The sequence below is a fragment of the Candidatus Accumulibacter similis genome (assembly GCA_013347225.1).
In the GTDB taxonomy this organism is placed as follows: domain Bacteria; phylum Pseudomonadota; class Gammaproteobacteria; order Burkholderiales; family Rhodocyclaceae; genus Accumulibacter; species Accumulibacter similis.
In genome coordinates this window covers 3,075,231-3,096,235 of record CP054595.1, presented here as the reverse complement: position 1 = coordinate 3,096,235, position 21,005 = coordinate 3,075,231, and the positions used below count along the sequence as shown (strand labels likewise).

General features: G+C 70.0%; 17 protein-coding genes. 7 read left to right on the top strand and 10 right to left on the bottom strand.

The window, feature by feature from the left end; all coding sequences use genetic code 11:
* Window positions 1-117: 117 nt before the first annotated feature.
* From HT579_13610 to HT579_13580, 7 genes are all read left to right on the top strand, one after another.
* Window positions 118-570, top strand: coding sequence for a DUF2501 domain-containing protein (locus HT579_13610; protein ID QKS29853.1), 453 nt, complete (start codon window positions 118-120; stop codon window positions 568-570).
* A gap of 288 nt (window positions 571-858) precedes the next feature.
* The gene (locus HT579_13605) at window positions 859-2,670 is read left to right on the top strand and encodes a DUF4157 domain-containing protein (protein ID QKS29852.1); all 1,812 of its coding nucleotides are present in this window, start codon (window positions 859-861) and stop codon (window positions 2,668-2,670) included.
* The gene (locus HT579_13600; protein QKS29851.1) at window positions 2,651-3,271 is read left to right on the top strand and encodes a HEAT repeat domain-containing protein; all 621 of its coding nucleotides are present in this window, start codon (window positions 2,651-2,653) and stop codon (window positions 3,269-3,271) included. Before HT579_13605 ends, HT579_13600 begins: the two co-directional genes overlap by 20 nt.
* Before the next feature lie 376 nt (window positions 3,272-3,647).
* Window positions 3,648-4,361, top strand: coding sequence for an alanyl-tRNA editing protein (locus tag HT579_13595; GenBank protein QKS29850.1), 714 nt, complete (start codon window positions 3,648-3,650; stop codon window positions 4,359-4,361).
* A 71-nt stretch (window positions 4,362-4,432) separates the two neighbouring features.
* Entirely contained in the window at window positions 4,433-5,359 is a 927-nt protein-coding gene (locus HT579_13590) for an ABC transporter ATP-binding protein (GenBank protein ID QKS29849.1), read from the top strand.
* Window positions 5,356-6,117, top strand: a complete 762-nt coding sequence (locus HT579_13585; protein QKS29848.1) for an ABC transporter permease — start codon at window positions 5,356-5,358, stop codon at window positions 6,115-6,117. Before HT579_13590 ends, HT579_13585 begins: the two co-directional genes overlap by 4 nt.
* A 98-nt stretch (window positions 6,118-6,215) precedes the next feature.
* Window positions 6,216-6,389, top strand: a complete 174-nt coding sequence (locus HT579_13580; protein ID QKS29847.1) for a hypothetical protein — start codon at window positions 6,216-6,218, stop codon at window positions 6,387-6,389.
* Window positions 6,390-6,856: 467 nt separating this feature from the next.
* Here HT579_13580 and HT579_13575 read toward each other — a convergent pair whose 3' ends face one another.
* From HT579_13575 to HT579_13530, 10 genes are all read right to left on the bottom strand, one after another.
* Window positions 6,857-7,513 carry an alpha/beta hydrolase gene (locus HT579_13575; GenBank protein QKS29846.1) on the bottom strand — a complete coding sequence of 219 codons (657 nt, stop codon included), beginning with the start codon at window positions 7,511-7,513 and terminating at the stop codon, window positions 6,857-6,859.
* A 132-nt stretch (window positions 7,514-7,645) separates the two neighbouring features.
* Window positions 7,646-8,134 (bottom strand): phosphohistidine phosphatase SixA, encoded by a 489-nt coding sequence (sixA, locus tag HT579_13570; GenBank protein QKS29845.1) that lies wholly within the window; start codon window positions 8,132-8,134, stop codon window positions 7,646-7,648.
* 378 nt (window positions 8,135-8,512) lie between these two features.
* Window positions 8,513-8,860 carry a hypothetical protein gene (locus HT579_13565; GenBank protein QKS29844.1) on the bottom strand — a complete coding sequence of 116 codons (348 nt, stop codon included), beginning with the start codon at window positions 8,858-8,860 and terminating at the stop codon, window positions 8,513-8,515.
* Between the two features lie 20 nt (window positions 8,861-8,880).
* Window positions 8,881-10,881, bottom strand: a complete 2,001-nt coding sequence (locus HT579_13560) for a tetratricopeptide repeat protein (protein ID QKS29843.1) — start codon at window positions 10,879-10,881, stop codon at window positions 8,881-8,883.
* A gap of 171 nt (window positions 10,882-11,052) precedes the next feature.
* The gene (locus HT579_13555; protein QKS29842.1) at window positions 11,053-14,232 is read right to left on the bottom strand and encodes a hypothetical protein; all 3,180 of its coding nucleotides are present in this window, start codon (window positions 14,230-14,232) and stop codon (window positions 11,053-11,055) included.
* 446 nt (window positions 14,233-14,678) lie between these two features.
* A complete protein-coding gene (locus tag HT579_13550; protein QKS29841.1) occupies window positions 14,679-17,189 on the bottom strand; it encodes an ABC transporter permease in 2,511 nt (836 codons plus the stop codon).
* Window positions 17,186-17,848, bottom strand: a complete 663-nt coding sequence (locus HT579_13545; protein QKS29840.1) for an ABC transporter ATP-binding protein — start codon at window positions 17,846-17,848, stop codon at window positions 17,186-17,188. Before HT579_13545 ends, HT579_13550 begins: the two co-directional genes overlap by 4 nt.
* Window positions 17,842-19,164 (bottom strand): DUF3391 domain-containing protein, encoded by a 1,323-nt coding sequence (locus HT579_13540; GenBank protein QKS29839.1) that lies wholly within the window; start codon window positions 19,162-19,164, stop codon window positions 17,842-17,844. Before HT579_13540 ends, HT579_13545 begins: the two co-directional genes overlap by 7 nt.
* Window positions 19,165-19,233: 69 nt before the next feature.
* Complete coding sequence (locus HT579_13535) at window positions 19,234-20,481, bottom strand: lytic murein transglycosylase (GenBank protein QKS31646.1); 1,248 nt, start codon at window positions 20,479-20,481, stop codon at window positions 19,234-19,236.
* Between the two features lie 57 nt (window positions 20,482-20,538).
* Window positions 20,539-20,931, bottom strand: coding sequence for a hypothetical protein (locus tag HT579_13530; protein ID QKS29838.1), 393 nt, complete (start codon window positions 20,929-20,931; stop codon window positions 20,539-20,541).
* Window positions 20,932-21,005: the final 74 nt, after the last annotated feature.

Below are 21,005 nucleotides of genomic sequence, written 5' to 3'. Positions count from 1 at the left end.
GGATCATCGCGTCGGGGCCGCGCGGCAGGGTTCGAGGCAGAGAGCGATCGCAACCCCGGCACGGCGGTCGGCGACGCGAGACGAGATTCCATTCCACCCGCAGACTGGAGCATGATCATGAAGACCAAACCTTGTCGCAGGCGTGTCGGCGCCATCCTGATCGCCGCCCTGTTGCCCTTCCAGGTTGCCCAGGCGCAGCTTGGCGATCTCCTCAAACAGGGGCAGGGGAGCGGCCTGCCCGCCGGCGTCGGCAGTGTCGGCGGGATGGGCGGCGTGCTGCCGGGGCAGTCGCTCACTTCGGGCAGCCTCGGCAACGTCGCCGGGCTGCTCGAGTTCTGCATCCGCAACAACTACCTCGGTGGCAAGACGGCGGCGTCCGTCAAGGACTCGCTCACCGGCAGGCTTCCGGGCGGGTCGCCGAAGGCCGACCCGGGTTACGACAGCGGCAGCCGGGGAATCCTCCACAGCAGTGATGGCGGCCAACTCGATCTCGCCGGCGGCGGCTTGAAGAAGCAGGTGACGAAACAGATCTGCGACCAGGTCCTCGCGCAGGGCAAGTCGCTGCTGTGAGCGGCGGTGTCCGGCGTGCCTGTGTATAAGTTGGGGACAGCCGCAGGCTCTCCCCAGCAGTTGCTGACAACCCTGTGGGCAAGGGCTGCACAGCCTGTGGAAAACCGCCGCGCAGCCCCTTCCGGCAAGGAGCTTCGCCGGCTGCTGAAAATCCGGGCGGTTGCCGTGCTCAGCCGGGCTGCGCCGCCAGCCGCCGATCGTGGAACCAGGCCGGTCTGACCCGGAACGGCGACTGCTGCTGTCGGCCGACTGGCGGCGATGTCGCCACATCGTGGACAAGGAGGCGTCATGACTTTCAAATCGCGAGCCAGGGGTCTGACGGGCGTCAAGCCTGTCAGCAGCGATGCGGGCGGTGGCGCGGCACGCAGCGGCATGCCGCGTTTCCTCGCGCGGCAGCGAGGCGCCGAGCGCGGCGTCGCTGCCCCGCAGTCGGTGGCACGGACCGCGATGGGCGGCGTCCCCGCCTGCGTGCCGCGGGCACTGCCCGTGGCGACCGTGCCGCTTGCTGTGCCGGGCGATGATCACGAGCTCGAGGCAGACCGGGCGGCGCAGCAGGTCGCGACGGCGACGACGAGCGCGCCGGTGTCGGCCGCGGGCACGCCGTCGCACCGCGGCGTGGCGCCCGCGCACGGGCCGGCCGCGCTGCTCGGCAACCAGGGGCGGGCGCTCGACGGCGCGACCCGCAGCTTCATGGAGCAGCGCTTCGGCGCCGACTTCGGGCATGTGCGGGTGCATACCGACTGGCAGGCGGCACAACTGAATCGCGACCTGCGGGCCAATGCCTTCACCCAGGGCAGCGACATCTTCTATGGCGCGGGCCGTGGACCGGGACGTGACCAGTTGACCGCGCACGAACTGGCACACGTTGTCCAGCAGTCGGGCGGTTCACGCGCCGGCAGCGCCATTCCGCTGACGGCGCGCACTGGTCCGGCGCCGATCCAGTGCAGCTTCGCCGGCACCTACATGATTCCCGGCAGCAGCAGCCTCTTCGAGATCGATCTGCAGACACGCGAGGGCGCACTGGCTGCCTCGCCGACGAAGAGCGGACTAGACGGCTACCTGCGCTTCGTCCCCGGAATCGGCGAGCCCAACTCGAGCGTGATCGGCATCTGGCAGGTCAACAGCACGATCGACGCCAGTGGCGCCGACGTCAATGCGGCGTCGATGCCGGCGGCGCAGGCGCCGCGCGGCGCGCTCGGCGATCCGGGATTGCGCACCGAGGAGGATCCGCTGCGTGGCATCGAGGGCGGTTTCAAGACCGATGTGCTGCACCGGCCGAACGCAGCCAGTCCGGGGGTGCCGGCGGGATCGGCGCTGTCGCCCCGCTATGCCTGGGGCGCGGCTGCCCCCGGGACGGTCGGCTTCGGCGGCACGACGCAGCAGCCGGCGTCGCGCGGCGGCGGCATCGGCGCGAATCCGCTCGGGCAGGTGCCGGGCTACAAGCGCTCGGACGATCCGGCCGACATCCGCACGGCGTCGCTGTACGATTTTCCGGGCACCAGCAGTCCGACCGACGTCATCACCTGGACCTTCGAGAGCGCTGCGATCGGTGAGGACACGATGGTCACCTACGGCGCGGTGAACTGGGGCTTCACGGTCGATGCCGGGCACGTGACGAACGAGCACCTGCACGTCGATGCCGGGACCTCGGCAACGTTCGACGAGGCGCTCGAGCGCCATCGCGACTTCTACGTCCATGAACCGGTGACCTTCTACTTCGACTTCAACGACGATGTCCTGAACGCGACCGAGCAAGCCAAGATCGACGGCTTCCTGCCCTACCTGACACGCAATCCGGACGTCGAGCTGGCTCTCGAAGGCTTCGCCGACCAGGTCGGCGGCGCCAGCCAGTACAACCGCGACCTGTCGCTGCGGCGCGCGCACGCGGTCGAGGCGGCGCTGCTGGCGAAGGGGATCGCCGCGGCGCGGATCAACGGCATCATCATCGGTCACGGCGCGTCGACGGCCGCCACCGCCGATGCCGGCACCGGCGACGAGGGCGGCGACGCCGCGGTGGGTGCCGACCAGAGCCGCGAGGCCAACCGCTGGGCCAACCGGCGCGTCATCGTGACATTCAGTCATGTCGCCGCGGCCCCCTGACGGGCGCAATGCGCGGGAACTGATCGCCGCCCTGTCGGCGAGCCATTTCAACGACCGGGCGCTGGCGCTGGCCGAACTGGTGCGCCGTGGCCCGGCGAGTACCGCGGCGCTGGTCGACGCGCTGCCGACCGCGGGCGGCGAGCTGCGCGCCCGGATCGCCCAGGGGCTGGCGGAGATCGGCGACCCCGCCAGCGCCGAGGTGTTCGCGGCGATGCTCGGCGACGCCGACGAGCAGGTACGGGCGCGGGGTGCGCAGGGTCTCGCGCGCATCGGCGACGCGCGCGCCGTCGATGCCCTCTTGCAAACCATCGACGCCTATCCGGACATCCTGCGCGAGCCCGACACGCTGTCCACCGACGGCCTGACCGACTTCGGGCCGGCGGTCCTGCCGCGCGTCGTGCCGCTGCTCAAGGCGCCGGGACTGATGACCAGGGCGCGGGCATTCCTCGTCCTGCGGCGGATCTTCCCCCGGCTGGCTGGTGGCGGCGACTGGCAGTCGCTGTGGGTCGAATTCGGGCGCTATCTGCCTGCCGCCGAACAGCCGCAGCGGGATGCGGCGGCCGATCGGTGGATCGCCTGGGTCGAGCGGCAGGCCCTTTGAGCGGCGAGGCAACCCGGCGACGACGCTGCGGGTGCTGGCCAGACTGCGGCCGCTGCTGCGGTGCAGCGCCGGGGTTGCGGCAGGCTGAACTGAAGCGCGGTGAAGGCCGCGGCGGCCCGGCGGTCGCCGCGGCACGTGCCGGCCCCGGCTTTGACCGGGGGCCGGCAGAGTTTCCCCGCGATCCGCTGGAAAGACTGTGGACAAGCGCTGTACAGGCGGTGGACAAGCCCCGCCGAGCGGCTTCCGGCAAGGGACGTGCTACAGTGCCGAACATTTGGGCGGCAGGGTCTGTTGCCGGTGGCGATGCGGCGCGCGGCAACGACTTCGCGGCACGACCGGCACCCGCCGCTGCCGCGATTGCCGTGGAGACTGCCTGATGGATACCGAACTGCTCTTTCGTGACGACGCCTACCTGCAAACGGCCAGCGCGCGGGTCACTGCGGTGCACGCGCAGGGGATCGAGCTCGAGCGGACGATCTTCTACCCACTGGGTGGCGGGCAGGTGGGGGACACCGGTTTCCTGGTGCGCGGCAGTGGCGAGCGCGTCGCCATCGTCGATACCCGCCGCGATGCCGCGCTCGATGCCGTCCTTCACCGGACGGCCGCCGGGGCGCCGTCGCCGGAAGTGGGCGAGCTGCTGACGCTGGCGATCGACTGGCCGCGCCGGCATCGGCTGATGCGCCTGCACACGGCGCTGCACCTGATGTCGTGCGTCGTCGTCGCGCCGGTCACCGGCGGCAACATCGCCCCCGATCGTGCCCGCCTCGACTTCGACATCGACATGAACCTGCTCGACGCGCAGCGCATCGAGCGCGAGATGAACGCGCTGATCGGCCGCGGCATCGATACCGAGACGGTCTGGATCAGCGACGACGAACTCGCTGCGCGGCCCGATCTCGTCAAGACGATGAGCGTGCAGCCGCCACGCGGCAGCGGACGGGTCCGGCTGCTGCGCATTGCCGGCATCGACCTGCAGCCCTGCGGCGGCACGCACGTGCGCAACATCGCCGAGATCGGCGGCATCCGCGTCCTGCGCATCCGCAACGAGGGCCGACGCAACCGGCGCGTCGAGATCGCACTCGCCGACTGAAGGAACCGGCGGGGCAGGGCGGCGTCGGCTGCGGCTGCACCGGACCGCCCGGATCTGCTATCGTCGCACCGATGCAGACCATCATCTCGGTTTCCGGACTGGCCAAGACCTATGCGACGGGGTTCCAGGCGCTGAAGAGCGTCAGCCTGGACATCCGTCGCGGCGAGATCTTCGCCCTGCTGGGCCCCAACGGCGCCGGCAAGACGACGCTGATCAGCATCATCTGCGGCATCGTCAAGGCCAGCGCGGGCAGCGTGCGGGTCGGCGGGCACGACATCGTCGCCGATTACCGCGCCGCCCGCTCGCTGATCGGGCTGGTGCCGCAGGAGCTCACCACCGACGCCTTCGAATCGGTCTGGGCGACGGTATCGTTCAGCCGCGGCCTGTTCGGCAAGCGGGCCAACCCGCAGTACCTCGAGAAGGTGCTGCGCGATCTCTCGCTCTGGGAGCGCCGGGACAGCCGCATCCTCACCCTCTCCGGCGGCATGAAGCGCCGCCTGCTGATCGCCAAGGCGCTGTCGCACGAGCCGCAGGTACTCTTCCTCGACGAGCCGACCGCCGGCGTCGACGTGAACCTGCGGCGTGACATGTGGCAGCTGGTGCGCGGGCTGCAGGCCACCGGCGTCACGATCATCCTCACCACGCACTACATCGACGAGGCCGAGGAAATGGCGGACCGCATCGGCGTCATCAGCAAGGGCGAACTGATCGTCGTCGAGGAGAAGGCCGAGCTGATGCGCCAGCTCGGCAGGAAGCGGCTGACGCTGCAACTGCAGCAGCCGCTGCAGGAGATTCCGGCGGCGCTGGCTGCGCACCGGCTCGACCTGTCGCGCGACGGCAGCGAGCTGACCTATACCTATGACACCCGCGGGGAGGGCAGCGGCATCCTCGCGCTGCTCGAGGATGTGAGCGCTGCCGGCATCGCCTTCCGGGATTTGCAGACGACGCAGAGTTCGCTCGAGGAGATCTTCGTCAGCCTGGTGAAGGACGGACCATGAACCTGCCGGCAATGCGGGCGATCTACCTCTTCGAGATGGCGCGGACCCGCCGCACGCTGCTGCAGAGCATCGTCTCGCCGGTGATCTCGACCTCGCTCTACTTCGTCGTCTTCGGCGCCGCCATCGGCTCGCGCATCGACGAGATCGATGGCGTCAGTTATGGTGCCTTCATCGTTCCCGGGCTGATCATGCTGTCGATCCTGACGCAGAGCGTCGCCAACGCCTCCTTCGGGATTTTCTTCCCGCGTTTCACGGGAACCATCTACGAGTTGCTCTCGGCACCGCTCTCCTATCTCGAGATCGCTGCCAGCTACGTCGGCGCGGCGGCAACGAAGTCGATCTTTCTCGGCCTGATCATCCTCGCGACCGCCGCGCTGTTCGTGCCGCTGCGCATCGAGCATCCATTCTGGATGCTGCTCTTCCTGCTGCTGACGGCGTTGAGCTTCAGCCTGCTCGGCTTCATCATCGGCATCTGGGCGGACAATTTCGAGAAGCTGCAGCTCGTACCGATGCTGATCATCACGCCGCTGACCTTCCTTGGTGGCAGCTTCTACTCGATCGGCATGCTGCCGCCACTGTGGCAGACGATCAGCCTGTTCAACCCCGTCGTCTACCTGGTCAGTGGTTTCCGCTGGAGCTTCCACGGCGTTGCCGACGTCAGTGTCGCGGTCAGCCTGGCGATGACGATCGCCTTCCTGGCGATCTTCCTTGTCATCGTCGCCTGGATCTTCAGGACCGGCTATCGGCTGAAAAGCTAGTCGAGAAAAAAGACTGTACAGATATACAGTCATGCGCTATTCTTCGTTCCGCTGTCGCAGGTTGTGATCGATTCATCCCGACGAAGGAGTGCGCGAACATGAATACCATCCAGAAGTGGTTCGAACAGGTTGCCGGCGTGACACGCAGCGAGCGTGCCCGCTGGGTTCTTGCGCAGCAGGTCTATGGCACGCGTGGGCTCGATGTCGCCGCCCTGCAGAAGCCCGCATGCTGGCGGCGCAAGGCGATCGCCTGCCGGCTGCAGGGTCAGTGAGGGCCAGAGCCGATCGCGCATGGCTCGATCATCGCGTCGCTCGCGGCTCGAGGCTGCTGTCGATGACAGCCTGTGATGGCGCCAGCAACTCTGTGGGCGGGGAGTCCGCCGGGTATCGCCCGCGCCACGGGAGCACCCCTCTGGCGTGGCGATTCGTGGTGCGCGCGATGATCGATCCTGGTGTATGGACGGCGGGGCGTGAGCTGTCATCGTGGTCACCGCCGCGGGCACCAGGGAACTGCCTTCCTGATGTCCGAGACCCAGGCGCAATTCGCCCTGGCCGGTTCGAACTGCCGGTTGAGCAGGTTGTCGGCGATCGGCAGGGCATGGCGGCCATCGGTGGTGTGCACGAACCTGTGCTTCCAGACCGGCCGTAGGCCATTGATTCGCATCAGCGATCGGACAAGACTGGCGGTCGGCGCCGCGCCCACGGCAGCCGTGCAGGGTGCAGCCCGGGCTGACGGCGGTCAGCGGCAGACCGCGCCGACGAAGTCGCAGACTGCGTCAACGGCTTTGCACCAGTTCTCCGCCTGCGTGCGTCCGGATGCGACGCGCGGCGTGAAACCGTGGTCGCCATCCGGCAGCCAGCGCAGTCGGACTTGCGGCGACAGTGGGTAGCCGCCCACTTCGTGCACGCTGCCGAAGGGATCGCGCTCGCCCTGCACGATGAGCGTCGGCGTCCGCATGACCCGCAGGTGGTCGATTCGCAACACATCGGGCTTGCCGACCGGGTGGAACGGGTAGCCCAGGCAGACCAGCCCGGCGACGTCCAACTCGTCGGCAACCAGGCTGGCGACGCGGCCGCCGAGCGACTTGCCGCCGATGAACGGTCTTGCCGCCGCCGTCAACGCCAGCACGTCGAGCCAGGCTTGGCGCAGGACCGCAGGGCGGTCAGGGGGACGGCGCATGCCGCTGCGGCGACTTGCCGCCATGTACGGAAACTCGAAGCGGATGACCCGCAGACCACGCGCCGCGATCCCGAGAGCGACGGCCTGCATGAACGGCGAGTCCATGCCGGCGCCGGCACCGTGCGCGAGGATGAGCGTCGTCGCTGCCTCGTCTGGTCCGTCGATCAGCCGCTGACTGCCTTGTCCGGCTGCGGGGCGAAGCGTGTCCTCGTTCATCGCCTGTCTGGTGTCATCTTCTGGTCCCGCAGCGGCGGGGAGCGGCGCCCGCTCCGCCCTCGGTCGGCCGAGCCGTGGCGCGTGGCGGCACGGTCGCATCCGCCGACCGGTTCCGGACCGTCGCTGCGCACATCACTGCGGACGGGTCAGGTGCGCGGGGACGACGCACCTGATCGTCCACTGGTCGGCGTCGCGGACCAGTCCGACGAGGCAGGCGTAGCGAAAGCCGATCAGCGACCGTTCACTGTCGCCGCTGAGGAGCAGGGCTGCCAGACGCGCGAGGAAGGGCAGGTGGCCGACCAGCATCAGCGAGCCGGCCTCACCGGCCAACGTCTTCGCCACTGGCCGGACGTCGTCGTTGGGCGCCATGCCGCTCTGCGCGACAACGCCGCGCGGGGGCTGCAGCCGGGCGGCGAGGATGCTGGCGGTCTGTTCGGCGCGCAGCTTGCCGCTGTGGCGGACCTGGTCCACGGCCAAGCCGTGCCGGGCTGCCCAGGTGGCAACCTGATCGACGGTGGCGCGGCCCGCTTCGCTCAGCGGCCGCCGGGCATCGACCGACTCGGCGACGGCCTCGCCGTGCTGGACGAGATAGAGGGTGTTCTGGCTGTGGTGATCGGACATGGGCGCACCTCCTGCGTGCTCGATGATGGTCGCTCCGGCTCTGGCGCCAGTTGGCGCGGGCCCGCCATTCCGCCGCGCCCGTTGCGCTGCCGGTGATCGCCGTTGGCCATGGGTTCCGGGCCGGGTGAGCGGCGATCATAGCACCCGGCAGCGCGCCGCCGGATCCACCTTCGTCCCGGCTGGGCCGGACCGGGGCTGGCGGCAGCAGTCCGACTTCAGCCAGGATTCGACAGTTCGTCGGCTTGGCCTGCAAGACGATGCCGGGGTCGGTGGATCGCGGACCGCCAACTCCCGGCTGGGTTGGCCCTGCGCCGTCCCGGCGACGCGTTGATCCGGTGGCTGGGCGGCGGCAGATCCCGGGATCGCTGCGACCCGGAATCACCAGCCGCTGAGTTCGGGGCAGCGGCGATACGGCGGCGCCGGCTGCTGCGTCGGGCTGCACGGCAGCTGGCGCCCATCGTGCCATGGCTCGCTGCGCGGCGGGCGGGACCACGGGTCCTGCCATTCCAGGCGCTGCGAATGGCCGGCGGCGAACGGCAATACGAGCTGCGGCTGCAGGTAGCTGCGCAGCCACCGCTGCTCGCTGCGCGCCCGCTCTCGCTGCGCAAACAGCTCGAGGACCTCGTGCGTCGGTACGCTGCGCGTGGCCGGCTCCGCTGCCACGGCGACGATCGCTTGCAGGAGCATGGCGAAGAGCACTTTGCTGTCGTTGCGGGGCGTTCGCATGGGCGTTGCCGGTGTGGCGGCTACTCGTGCCGAAAGTACTTCCTCGGCGTGCTGCTGGTGATGTATTCGCTGGCCTTTTGCACACAGTCGCGGATCGCGGCTTCCATCGGTGTGTTGCGAAAGCCGCCGAGGCTGACCGGGATGGCGGTGCCGCGGCGCGACAGCGTGCCGCCGATGCTGGTCTGCGAGGCGCTCGCCTTGCCCTCGATCCTCTTCGCACCGAGCACCCGGCCGGTCGCGATGTCGATGACGCGGACATCGATCGCCAGGTGGGCATTGCGGGACTGATGACCGAAGGTGAGCGGGATCTTCGGTACGCCGAGCTCGAGCCCGGAACCTGAGGCTTCGAGCTCGAACTCGGTGACCGCCGCGGAGACCATGATCTCCGCGACATCCATCTGCCGTTCGGCAATCACCGCGTCCGGGCGCGCCAGCGGCGATCGCGAGAGCGCCTGTTCGGCGGCAAGACCCTGCAGATCGAGTCGTTCGACGACGATGAAGCGGCCATTCTCGTGCATCGTGGTCATCATCATTTCACGCAGGCCGTCGCCGACGAACTGCCCCGCGCCCGCTGCCTTCACCATGAATTCGCCGATGGCGATCATCGCCTTCCTGCCCGCCGGCACGGCTTCGGCGGCGGCAGGGCTGTTGGCCTGGACGGCCGGGCGCGCTGCCGGCCCGACCTCGTCCGCCTCGGGCGCTGCCGCCAACCGTGCCGCCGCGGTGCCGGGCCGTGGCGCAGCCGGGTCCGCTGTCGTCGGGCTGATGGGAGCGGCCTCGCCCTGCCGCTGCCGGGCCGCATCGAGCATCTGGCGGTGGCCGCCATTGCCGGGATCACGCTCGAGAGCCAGGCGGTAATATTTCTCGGCCTCGCTCCAGTCCTGGCGTGTGAAGTGGACGCGGGCAAGACCGGCGTAGGGCAGCGGCCACTCCGGGGCAGTCTCGATGGCCTTGAGATAGGCGTCGCGCGCTTGCGCCAGCGCTCCGAGTTCGAAGTACGCGAGGGCCAGATTGTTGAGAGTCTCGGCACGTGGCCCGCCGAGATCGAGAGCCCTTCGGCAGGCACGTACGGCATCCGCATGACGCTGCTGCATCAGCAGGGTGTGACCCAGCCGGGCCCAGCTCTGCACTTCACTGGGGACGCGCGCAAGCGCCTGCCGATAGTAGCGTTCGGCTTCCTGCCATTGGCCACTCTCGTAGCGGGCGTCGGCCACCTCGAGGTCGGCCTTGTAGGTCCGGTAGCTGGCGTCGTCCATCGCCAGCAGTTCGGCGCGCGCCTGCGCCGACACCGGCGGATCGGTGACCGGCACGCCCGCTGCCACGTCTGCCGGCGCCTTGTTCGTTGTGGCGGCGGCAGCCGGCAGCGCAGCCCCTGCCAGTCGATCGGCATCGCTCCACTCGGCGGCGGTGAGCCCGGCCGCCATCGGGCCGGCGCGGAGCAGTACCTCCTTCTCCCAGCCGTCGCGGGTGACGACGAGACGCAAAGGGCGATTGGCAGTGGCGGCCTCCTGGAGTTGACGGACAAGCTGGCTTGCGCCTTCGGGGGACTGTCCGTCGACGCGCGTCACGATGTCGCCCGTCTGCAGGCCGGCGTGGGCGGCCGCCGTGTTGGCGAGGACGGCGGCGATCGCGACGCTGCCGGCGGGGTGGCCAGCTGCAGGCGCATCGCCGAGGCGGAGACCGAATCTCGGCGCTGGCGCGAGTTGCGCCGCGGTCGCCGGCAGCAGGACGTCGCGCTCCCAGCCCTGGCGCGCGATGCGCAGCGTCACGGGTCTGTCGGCAGGCAGTCTGCGGGAAACGAGGGAAAACTGGGCGGCACCGGTGATCGACGTCTGGTCCAGACGGAGGACGATGTCGCCGGGCTGGACGCCGGCTGTCGCGGCGCTGCTGCCATCGGCCACCGCCGAGACCACGGCGCCGCGCGCGTCACCGGCGTCGCGCAGCTGGAGACCGAAATCGGCTGCCGCGGCGAGGGTCGCCGCCGACAGCAGCAGTGCCAGCAAGAGGCCGAGGCAGCGCACCAGGTACGTGCCATGGGCGTCGGTGCCTTGCCTGCCGGTGGTTGCTGTCGCCAGGGGGGGCGGGCACGGCGGAGCCCCCCGACGAGTGGTCGGCGCGTGTGCAGCGGTGTGCATCGTGGTCCTTTCCGGTCGTCGGCTGTCTGCCTTCAGATTGCGTGCGTGATCGCTCGCTCAGCGGCACTCGCAGCGGTGGCGGGCACCGCCGAGGACCGCCACGCCCTTGCGGCCGTCCTCGGTGCAGCGCGCCTGGCATGTCTGCTGCACCCAGGCGTCCCGGCCCTCGTCGAGCTTGCGTTGCGCCCTGCGCTGACATTCGCCGCCCCGTTCGCGTCGTCCGGGTTTGCCGTCACCCAGAAACTGCGTGATGCAGGTGCCGATCTCGTCCACGAAGCTCGTCAGGCCGGCCGTTACCCTGGCTTGGTAGCTGGGGTGCAGGGTGCACCAGGCGATGTAGTTGCCGAAGTAACCGCCGCAGCCCGGACAATCGAGGGCACAGCCGGAGTAGCCACCGCCCGAACAGTTGCGGCGGTTGCAGTCCTCGGACGTCTGACGACAACGCGCTTCCATCTGCTGCCCGACCTGCAGGCAGGGCTGGCCGGTTCCCTTGGGTTCGTAGATTCCGGCCGGTGTGGCCGCCGGCAGACTGCCGCTCGCAGCCGGCTTGATGGCCGCTGTGGGAGACGCTGCGGTGGTCGCGCCGGGGGCCGGACTCGAGACGCTGCCCGATCGGCCGGTGGCGTTGCCAGGCGTCGCGCCGCCCTGCTGCTGACCGTCGCTTGCCGTCGCCGGCAGACAGTGGCCAGCTTCGCAGCGATAACCGGCGGCGCACGCGGAGTCGCTGGAACAGTGGCCCTCCACGGAGTCGGTGCGACCATCGCCGTCGCGCACCGCCGGTTGTGCTTGCGGGTCACGCGCCATCTGCTGCCGCAGCGTGTCCGACGAGAAGCGTCCACCAGGACCCCAGTATGGTCCAAGGTTGCCCGTGCCGGCTCCCTGGCGCGAACTCTCGCGCTGTCCGTAAAGCTCGAGCACGGTGCCCGCCGGCACCTCGACGGGCTGCTGTTGAGCGGCCAGGGCAGCAGCCTGGTTGCCGGGCAGGCAGCGACCATTCCGGTCGCAGCGCTCGCCTGGGCAATTCCTGGCAATCCAGTTGCGGGCGTCGCCGTCGCTCAGCAGATGCTCGACCCAGACCCAGCTGTCGACCAGGTTCGGGTATTCGGTGAAACCGACGCCACCGTGTTGCCGGCTGCAGACGACTGCCCAGCGACCGCCGGTACGAATCGCGCCGGCGCGGCTGCAGGCTCCGCCGGACGTGCAGGTCCACGATGGGCAGTTCTGTTCGATCCACCAGCGGGCACCGGTCTCGCCAACCAGTGCCGGCGACATCAGGGCGTGCCCGGGCAGGCTGCTGGACCGGCCGATGACGACACGCCCGGTCGGATCGCAAAGGGCATGGTAGGTGTTGTCGCCACCGGTCGCCGCCACGGGCGGCTCGCGGGCGCAAAGGCCGCGTGTCCCTTCGATCGTGCACACGGTTCGCGGACAGTTCTCCCGGATCCACTGTTCGGCTCGCCGCGGGCCCATGAACGGGCCATCGATGATGCCGAACAGCGCCGGGCTGGTGTCTTCGCCGTACACGACGCGGCCACTCCGGTCGCAGAGGACATACCACGTCGGACGCCAGGGTTCAGTTCCCGGCTGGCCCGGTCGGCGATCGTCGGCGTGGCTCAGTGGTGGCGTCCACGCGGGTGCCTGCAGGTCGACGGTGGCCTTCCCCTCGCAGTGGTCCCAGCGTGCGGTGACGATGACGCGCTCGTTGAATCGCACCTCGAGCGGCGCGGAGTAGGTGTTCGCCGGCCCCGGCTGCCAGCTCGCCAGGCGCGTCACATCGGTCTCGGAACCGTCGCTGAAGACGGCAATGGCGCTGAAGCCGAGCTGACGGCCCGGGCCGATCTGGACCGCGTCCGGACTCAGCCGCAGGTGGCGGCAGTCCTTGTGATCGGCAGGCTGCGCCGCGTCCGGGCGATTGCTTTCACTCGTTCCGCCCGCTGCCGTGCCCGGCCGGGAACCTCCGGCAAGCGCCTGCCCGGGAGCCGCCGGCGCTGCTCGCTGCAGGTTCACGGTCACCGTTGCAGGGCGGACGATCTGGGCACCACCGGACGGATTGGCCAGCGTGACGGTGAAGCTCGCCGCCGCTCCGACGCCGGACCCGGCAACGATCGGAACGTCGATGCTGCGGATGGCCGTGTCGCTCTCGGCCCAGGTGAGCTTGCCGGCGACCGATGTATAGTCGATCCCCGGTCGCGCGCTGCCAGCCTGCGACTGATACTCGACCGTCACTTCTCCCTTGCTGAAGCCGTCGCGGGTGACGATGAGCCGGACCTGGCGGTCGCCCGGGGCGGCGTTGACCACGTCCTCGACGAAGCTGATCTCGCCGCCCATCTGGTCGCGGTCGCGCCTGGCAGGCGCACGGTTGATCACGAGGGTAGTCTCCGGCCAGCGATCCGGGCGGGCATTGCCGCTCCTGACGGCAACACCGAGCATGAGTCCGAGGTCGCCGGGTTCGGCGTCGCTGTTCAGGATCTCGACTTCGACCGACCGTGTGCCCAGTTCGCCGTCGGCCCAGTTGAGCGTGTCGCTGGCGAGCCGGTAGCTGACACCGGCCGATGCCGTCCCGAAAGGCGGCAAGCCGCCGCGGGAAACGATCTGCACGCTGACGGCACCCTTGCCGCTGCCTGCCCTGCGAACGGCGAGGCTCACCTGCCCGACGTCCTTGGTGACCTGGCCCCAGGACTCGACGAACCCGACCGTGTCGGGCTCGCGCTTGCGCCAGATCTCGATCTGGTCTTCGCGGTAGTTCCGGTGCTCCTTCAGGATGCGTTCGACGGTCCAACCCTTGAGAAAGGTCTTCTGATAGTCGAGGTCGCTTGGATCGACCACCTCGCTCTTGCGTGGCAGGCTGTTGCCGACGAAGCTCTGGAAGTAGTGATCGATCGTTCCCGCCGTGTTGACGAAGCCGGAATGACCGTCGCCGAAGAGGAGCACGTCGCCCGGGCGATAGCGCTGCTTCTCGTCGACCCGGCCGACGGCGGCCGACGCACTGTACCTGTACCGCGTGTAACCCCGCGCGGCGAGGCGGCTGCGCAGTTCGCCGGCACTCAGCATGTTGCCGTCCTCGCCGGTCAGCGCGTAGTAGGTGTAGTCGTGGCAGTTCTGGATGGCGCTCGCGACGCCGGGCCAGGCCATGGCCAGCAGCGACAGGACGAACAGCGCGAGGATGGCGAAAGCGCGCTGTCGCATTTCGTGCCCGCAACGATCCGGTGGCAACCGTTGTCGCGCCAGCGAATTCATGGCAATCCTGTCCCGTCACCTCGTTGGCGAGCGTCGCAGCCGGCTGCGTAGCGCTGACGGCAGGGGGGTAGACGCCCTGCAGCCGATCCGGACGCGACACACCCTGATCCCGCCAGCACTCGCTGCGACGGCTGCCGGCCAGCAGCGGCGCCGCGACCTGAAGGCGCGGGCGGGACCGATCCATGGACAGTATAGGTGAGCGCATGGCGAAAAGTGGCAATAGTTGCCGCTGGGCAACCTGCCTTCGAACAGCCGGTGCACGAGGGCCCAGTCCGGCCGAACGGCGGCGCGGCCGTTGCCGGCCTGGCGCGGACACGGACAATCGTTGCCGGCAGCCGGGCATCCGCCCTCGCTGCGCGCGAGGCCCTGTGGGCGCTGTGCACCGCCCCTGTGGCGGGTTTCCTGGTCGGCCGGCCGCCTGCTGACGCTGCACGCAGGCAACCTGCTCACTGGCTGCTGGCCAGTACCTGCGCCAGCGGCAGCCGCGTCGCCTGGCTCGCGGCCTGCCGGCTGGCGAGGACGGCTGCGGCCAGCGTGCCCGCGGCGCCGGCGAGAAGTGCCAGCCAGGGCAGGTCGAGCGGCATCCGCCAGTGGAAAGCCTGCGGATTGACGACGTGCGTCAGGATGGCGCCGATGGCGATGCCGCAGGCGAGGCCGAGCAGCAGGCCGACGCTGGCGATCAGAGCGCCTTCAAGCATCAGCGCGTGGCGCAGCATGCGCTGGTCGAAGCCAAGCGCCGCCAGGGTTGCCAGCTCGCGCGCCCGCAGCCAGACGCTGGCGGTGAGCGTGACGGCGAGTCCGAAGACGCCGATGACCATCGCCGCCGCCTCGAGGGCGTAGGTGACGGCGAAGCTCTTGTCGAAGATCGACAGGCTCAAACGGCGGATGCTGGCGCTTTCGGCGACTTCCAGCGCGTAGGCGGCGACGTGCGGTGCCAGCCATTGGCCGGCGGCGGCTTCGGCGCCCGGGCGCGGCCAAAGCGCGAGGTCGCTCGGGCGGAATTCGCCACCGAGACGCTGGTAGTCGTCGCGGCTGATCACCAGGGCGCCGAACTGCCGTGCGTAGTCGCGCCAGACGCCGCCGACGAAGGCGTCGACGTCACCGCCGAGCAAGGGCAGGCGCAGTGACTGCCCGGGCACGATGCGGTAGATCTCCTGCATCGCTTCGCTGATCCAGACCACCGGCATCTCCGCCGGCGGGACCAGCACCGCTCCCGTGAAAGGCAGGCGGGCAGCCGGGTCGCGGCGATCGATCTCGCGCACCAGCAAGGCCACTGGCGGTCGCCGCGGGTCGAGCGTCAGGCTGGCGTAGGCGCTCCGCTCGACTCGCAGGAAGGGCGTATCGGCGCGTTCCAGGGAATTCAGCAACTCCTGCGGCAGTGGGCTGGCCTTGCTGCGCAGGTAGAGCGGTGCCGGCAGGACATGGTCGAGCCAGTGGTCCACCGCGACGCGAAAGCTCGACACCATGATCACCATGCTGGCGGTCAGCGCGAAGCTGACGATCAGGCCGCTGGCCGCCACCTGCGCCATCAGCGGTGCCTGCGCGACGTTCTGCAGGGCGATCCGCTGCGTCGCCGGCAGCCGCAGGCGGGCGGCGCGGCCGAAGATCTCCTGCGTCAGCAGCGGCGCGCTGGTGACGCCAATCAGCAGGACGAGGGCGATCGCAGCGTAAGCGGCCAGCGGCAAGCCGGACAGCGGTGGCAACTGCAACAGCCCGCCCGCCAGAAGTGCCAGCGATGCCGGCAGCAGGAGCTGCCGGTGCCGGTTGCGCACGACTTGCGGGCGGGCGGTGAAACCGTTGTTGAGTGCTTCGACCAGGGGCTGCCGCAGGTTGAGACAGGCCGGGTAGGCGGCACCGGCCAGACTGGCGGCGCAGCCGAGGAACAGGAAGCCGGATGCCGGCAGGAACTGCGGCACGATCAGCGGTACCTTGCCGGAGAAGTAGCCGCCACCGAGGTCGCCGCCGAGGAACTGGGTGAAGGCGAGCGCCAGCGCGTAGCCGAGGACGAGGCCAAGCAGCGCTCCCGGCAGCCCGATCGCCAGCCCTTCGAGCAGCACCTGCAGCAGGCGCATGCGCGGCGGCAGGCCGAGAACGCCGAGCAGCGCAAACTGCGTCGAGCGCTGCGCGACGGCGGTCAGCTGCGTCGCGAAGACCAGGAAGGCGCCGGTCAGCAGGGCGACCAGGGCCAGCACGTTGAGGTTTACGCGGTAGGCGCGGGAGAGGTTGGCGGCGCGCTCGCTGTCGTCCTCCGCCACGCGCAGCAGCAGCGCCGGCGGCAGACGCGCCGCGACGCCTGCCCGCCAGCCTGCCGGATCGCTGTCGGGAGCAAGCCGGACGCGGATCTCGCTGACCGCGCCGGCTGGCCCGAAGTGCTCCTGCACCCAGCCAATGTCGGCCACCAGCAGAAGATCGTCGGCTCCGGCGGCGGGCAGGTCACCGCCGATCGTCGCCGACCAGCGCTGGTCGCCGCGCAGCAGCGTCAGCGTCGCGCCGGCCTGCCGGCCGAGTTCGGCGAGCAAGGCTGGCGAGGCGTACAGCGCGCCATCGAGGATGCCTCCCGTCGCCGCTCGCTCGGCGTCGCGCGGCAGCAGTCCGGGCATCATCGCCGCCGCCGTGAACACGTCGATGCCGATCAGGCGAACCGGCGTGCGCAGGTCGCCAATGCGCACGCGGGTTTCGATCACCGCTGCGGCGACGAGGACTGCCGGGTCGCCCGCGATCTCGTCGACCAGTGGCAGCGGCACGCTGCCGGCACTGTCGCGGGCGGCGATGACGGCGTCCGGCTCGCCCTGGACGGTTTTCATCGCCCGCGAGAAGTCGGCGAGCGCCGCGTCGTTGATCAGATGGACCGAGTAGCCCAGCGCCACGCCGAGGGCGATCGCCAGCATCGACAGCAGCGTTGCCGCCCGCCGGCTACGGAACTGGGCACGGATCAGCCAGGCGGCGAGGGTCCTCATTCGAGTCCCTGCGGCGTCAGCGTCAGGATGCGGTCGCACGACTCGGCAACGTGCCGCGAATGGGTGACGATCAGCGCGCTCGCCCGTTGTTCACGGACCCGCTCGAGCAACAGTGTCAGCACCTGGCCGGCGGTTCGCGGGTCGAGGTTGCCGGTCGGCTCATCGGCGAGGATCAGCAGTGGGCGGTGCACCAGCGCGCGCGCGATCGCCACCCGCTGCAGCTCGCCGCCCGACAGCGACGCCGGCCAGCGGTCGCCGAAACCCGGCAGGCCGACGCCGGTCAGCAGCGCCTGCGTGCGCGACGCGTGTTCGGCCGGCGGCACGCCGGCGAGCAGCAGCGGCACGCCGATGTTCTGGGCGACCGTCAGCGTCGGCAGGACGTGAAAGGCCTGGAAGACGAAGCCGATGCTGCGTGCCCGCAGCGCGGCCCGCGCCGCTTCGCCGAGGCGGACGATGTCCACCGCCGGCGAGCCGATCTCGATCGCGCCACCGTCCGGCGTGTCGAGGCCGGCGATGCAGTTGAGCAGGGTGCTCTTGCCGATCCCCGATTCACCGACCAGCGCGACGATCTCGCCGGCCGCGACGGTGAAGGCGAGACCGCTGAACAGGGCCCGGCTGGCCTCGCGGTGTCGCTTGGCCAGGCCGGTGACCGTCAGCATCGTCGCTCTGCCAGGTGCGACCAGCTGATCTTGCGTCGCGGCAGAAGATAGTCGAGTTCCTCCAGGCTTCGTTCCTGCAGACGCAAGGCACGCTCGACGCCAAGGTCGTCGGTCTGTGCCAGATCGAGGATGATCGACTGCTGGCGAGGAACCTCCGGGGCGTACACCATGACCGTCGGCAGGAGCGGCCTGTCGGCCGCTGCCGCGGCGACCACCGCGGCGATCCGGCCATCCGTGAGCCGGACGATCGAGCCTGGTGGGTAGACGCCCATGCCGCGTATGAAGAGCTCAAGCAGTTGCTGGTCGCAGGCCGTGCGCTCGCGGGTCCACAGGACCGACAATGCCTCCGAGGGCGACAGCGCGCGCCGGGGGTCGAGCGGATTGACGAGGTTGTCGAAGCGGTTGGCGATGGCGACGATGCGTGCCGTGAGCGGAATCGCGCTGCCGCTGAGTCGATCCGGGAAGCCGCGCCCGTCGAAGCGCTCGTGGTGGTGCCGAATCGCCTCGAGCACGGGTGGCGAAAGGGTACCGGCGCGCCTTGCGGCAGCGTAGCCGCTCTGGCAGTGTGACTGGTAGAGCGCTTCCTCGTGCCGGTTGCGCTCGCTGCTGCGCAGGATCGACGGACTGATCTGCAGCTTGCCGATGTCGTGCAGCAGAGCGCCGCTGGCGATCGCCGGCAGTGCTGCTGGAGGTAGCTGCGCCTGCTTGCCGATCAGCAGCGCCAGCGTCATCACCGCCAGCGAGTGCGCGGCGAGCCCTTCGTCTTGCGCTTTTTCGGCGATCAGGACGAGCACGCTGTCGGCGTCGCCGAGCACCGCTGCCGTTGACTCTGCGCCGACCCGGAGCACCTCCGCGACCGACGCCTGCGGGCGTGCCGAAAAATTCCGCAGCGCACCCGACATTGCCGTCGCCGCCCCGGCGTAAAGCCTGTGCGCCTTGTGGAGCCCCTCCCGGAGCCGCTGCATGGCGCGGCTCCGTTCCTGCTTCTCGGCCAGGCGTGCCGCCGTCAGGGCGGCAAGGCGGGCCTGCTCGGCATCGCTGTCAACAGTTGTCGCCGGGTCGACTGCGAGATCGGGTCGTCGCGGCAGCGGGGCGACCCGACAGCGCCGCGGATCGCAGAACAGTTCCGGCAGCCGCATGGCGGCAATCAGTCGAACCTGCTCCTCGTCGGCAATCACAAAGGAACTGAACAGGAACTGGTGCTCCATCCAGGGGATCGGCAGGCGCACGTGGACGCCGGGGCGCAACTGTGCCGCCACGATGGCGATCTCGCCCTCCTGAATGTGGCTGTCGCCACGCGCTGGATCGGTCGCCATGTGTCGGCTGTCAGCCGGCAGCCGCGGCGATCGGCGCCCGCGGTGGCCCGGCAGCCATGGCGCTACGGCTCATCGGTTGCCAGTGCCGGAAGGAAGCGCCGCATCCGGTCCGGAAGCCGCCGGCGAACGCAGCGCGCGCAACAGTTTCTGCCCGGCACCACCATCCGCAGGCATGCCGAGGCGCTTCTGCTCGGCCTGGATGGCCTGCCGGGAATTGGCACCGATCATGCCGTCGATCTCGCCGATCGGGTGGCCGCGGGCGGCGAGCAGCGTCTGCAGCTCGCGCCGCTCGCGGCGCGAGAGTCCGGGGTCGTCGGTCGGCCAGGGCGTGACGAAGGGTTTGCCGCCGTTGATGCGGTCGGCAAGGTGGGCGATCGCCAGGGCGTAGCTCTCGGCGGCGTTGTAACCGTAGATGATGTCGAAGTTGCGCAGGACGAGGAAGGCCGGGCCGCGCGGGCCGGCCGGCAGCAGCAGTCCGGCCGGGGTGGCCGCTGCCGTCAGCGGCTGCCCGTCGGCACGGCGCAGCCCGCGCTCGCTCCAGTAGGACAGCGGCCGCTTGTTGGTCCTGCCGGCGACGCCGGCATCGAAGCCGGCTGGCAGGAGGACCTCGTAGCCCCAGGGCTCGCCCTGGCGCCAGCCGGCCTTGTTGAGGAAGTTGGCGGTCGAGGCGAGGGCATCGGGGACGCTGTCGATCAGATCCCGCCTGCCGTCGCCGTCACCATCGACGGCCAGCCGCAGGAAGGTCGAGGGCATGAACTGGGTGTGGCCGAAGGCGCCGGCCCACGAACCGACCAGACGCTCGGGCGCGATGTCGCCGGCGTCGAGGATCTTCAGCGTACTGATGAACTCGCCGCGGAAGAACGCCTGCCGCCTTCCGTAGCAGGAGAGGGTGGCGAGCGAGGTGAGCAACGGCCGCTTGCCGAAGTTGCGTCCGAAGTTGCTCTCGACGCCCCAGACGGCGATCACCGTGTCGGCATCGACGCGGTAGCGCTCGGCCGCCGCGGCGAGCGGCGCCGCCCACTGCTGCCGCATCGCAAGGGCGTCGGCGACCCGCTCATCGTCGACCAGGCCGGCGAGGTAGTCCCAGATCGGTGTCCGGAACTCGGGTTGGTAATCGAGCAGTTCGAGCACGCTCATGTCGGGTGTAAGCCCCTTCGTCAGGCTATCGAAGCTTGCCGTCGGCACGCCTTTCGTCGCTGCGTCGGCGCGCAGTCCCGCGAGGCAGGGGGCGAAGCGGTCGCCGGCAGGGACGGTTTCGGCGGCGATCTGGCCAGCGACGAGGCTGAGGCTGGCGAGGAGGGCAAGGCGAGCAGTCATCATGGCCGGACGGTGGAGCACGAGAGAGGTTGGGGGGAAGGGCAGGGCCGCGGGTGGTCAGCGCGCCCGCTCGCCGCCTGCGCCGTCGCCGGGGCGGTCGTCATCGGGTGCTGGCAGGCGTCCGTCTGCGGGCGTCGCGGCGGGCGGAACGGGACGAGCGTCGTAGTCGGCGCCGCCGAGCACTTCCCCCTCGATCACCCGCCCGTCGCGTTGCTCGCGCTGCCGCATCGCCTCCTGCATCCGCTCTTCGACATGCCGGCGCAGGTGGCGGGTCTTCCAGCGCAGATAGGCATAGACGAGCACACCGCCGAGCACGAGGACGCCGAGCGCGACGAGCGAGAACATGAAGGCGGCGATCAACAGCACGGCGCCGGCGATCATGGTCAGGATGCGGCCGAGCAGCCCGCCACCGGGTGTCGTCTGGGGGGAGCCTGTGGGACTGGGATTCATCGATGTCCTTGTGGTGGTGTCACGACAGTGACCCTGAGCCGGCATTGTAGACGATCCCTGCCGGGCGTCGGGCG

Coding starts and splice junctions, on each gene's coding strand:
- HT579_13540 (QKS29839.1), bottom strand. CDS start 19,164: ATGGCGACCGATCCAGCGCGTGGCGACAGCCACATTCAGGAGGGCGAG.
- HT579_13590 (QKS29849.1), top strand. CDS start 4,433: ATGCAGACCATCATCTCGGTTTCCGGACTGGCCAAGACCTATGCGACG.
- HT579_13580 (QKS29847.1), top strand. CDS start 6,216: ATGAATACCATCCAGAAGTGGTTCGAACAGGTTGCCGGCGTGACACGC.
- HT579_13565 (QKS29844.1), bottom strand. CDS start 8,860: ATGCGAACGCCCCGCAACGACAGCAAAGTGCTCTTCGCCATGCTCCTG.
- HT579_13585 (QKS29848.1), top strand. CDS start 5,356: ATGAACCTGCCGGCAATGCGGGCGATCTACCTCTTCGAGATGGCGCGG.
- HT579_13600 (QKS29851.1), top strand. CDS start 2,651: ATGTCGCCGCGGCCCCCTGACGGGCGCAATGCGCGGGAACTGATCGCC.
- sixA (QKS29845.1), bottom strand. CDS start 8,134: ATGTCCGATCACCACAGCCAGAACACCCTCTATCTCGTCCAGCACGGC.
- HT579_13555 (QKS29842.1), bottom strand. CDS start 14,232: ATGAATTCGCTGGCGCGACAACGGTTGCCACCGGATCGTTGCGGGCAC.
- HT579_13535 (QKS31646.1), bottom strand. CDS start 20,481: ATGACTGCTCGCCTTGCCCTCCTCGCCAGCCTCAGCCTCGTCGCTGGC.
- HT579_13550 (QKS29841.1), bottom strand. CDS start 17,189: ATGAGGACCCTCGCCGCCTGGCTGATCCGTGCCCAGTTCCGTAGCCGG.
- HT579_13610 (QKS29853.1), top strand. CDS start 118: ATGAAGACCAAACCTTGTCGCAGGCGTGTCGGCGCCATCCTGATCGCC.
- HT579_13545 (QKS29840.1), bottom strand. CDS start 17,848: ATGCTGACGGTCACCGGCCTGGCCAAGCGACACCGCGAGGCCAGCCGG.
- HT579_13575 (QKS29846.1), bottom strand. CDS start 7,513: ATGAACGAGGACACGCTTCGCCCCGCAGCCGGACAAGGCAGTCAGCGG.
- HT579_13605 (QKS29852.1), top strand. CDS start 859: ATGACTTTCAAATCGCGAGCCAGGGGTCTGACGGGCGTCAAGCCTGTC.
- HT579_13530 (QKS29838.1), bottom strand. CDS start 20,931: ATGAATCCCAGTCCCACAGGCTCCCCCCAGACGACACCCGGTGGCGGG.
- HT579_13595 (QKS29850.1), top strand. CDS start 3,648: ATGGATACCGAACTGCTCTTTCGTGACGACGCCTACCTGCAAACGGCC.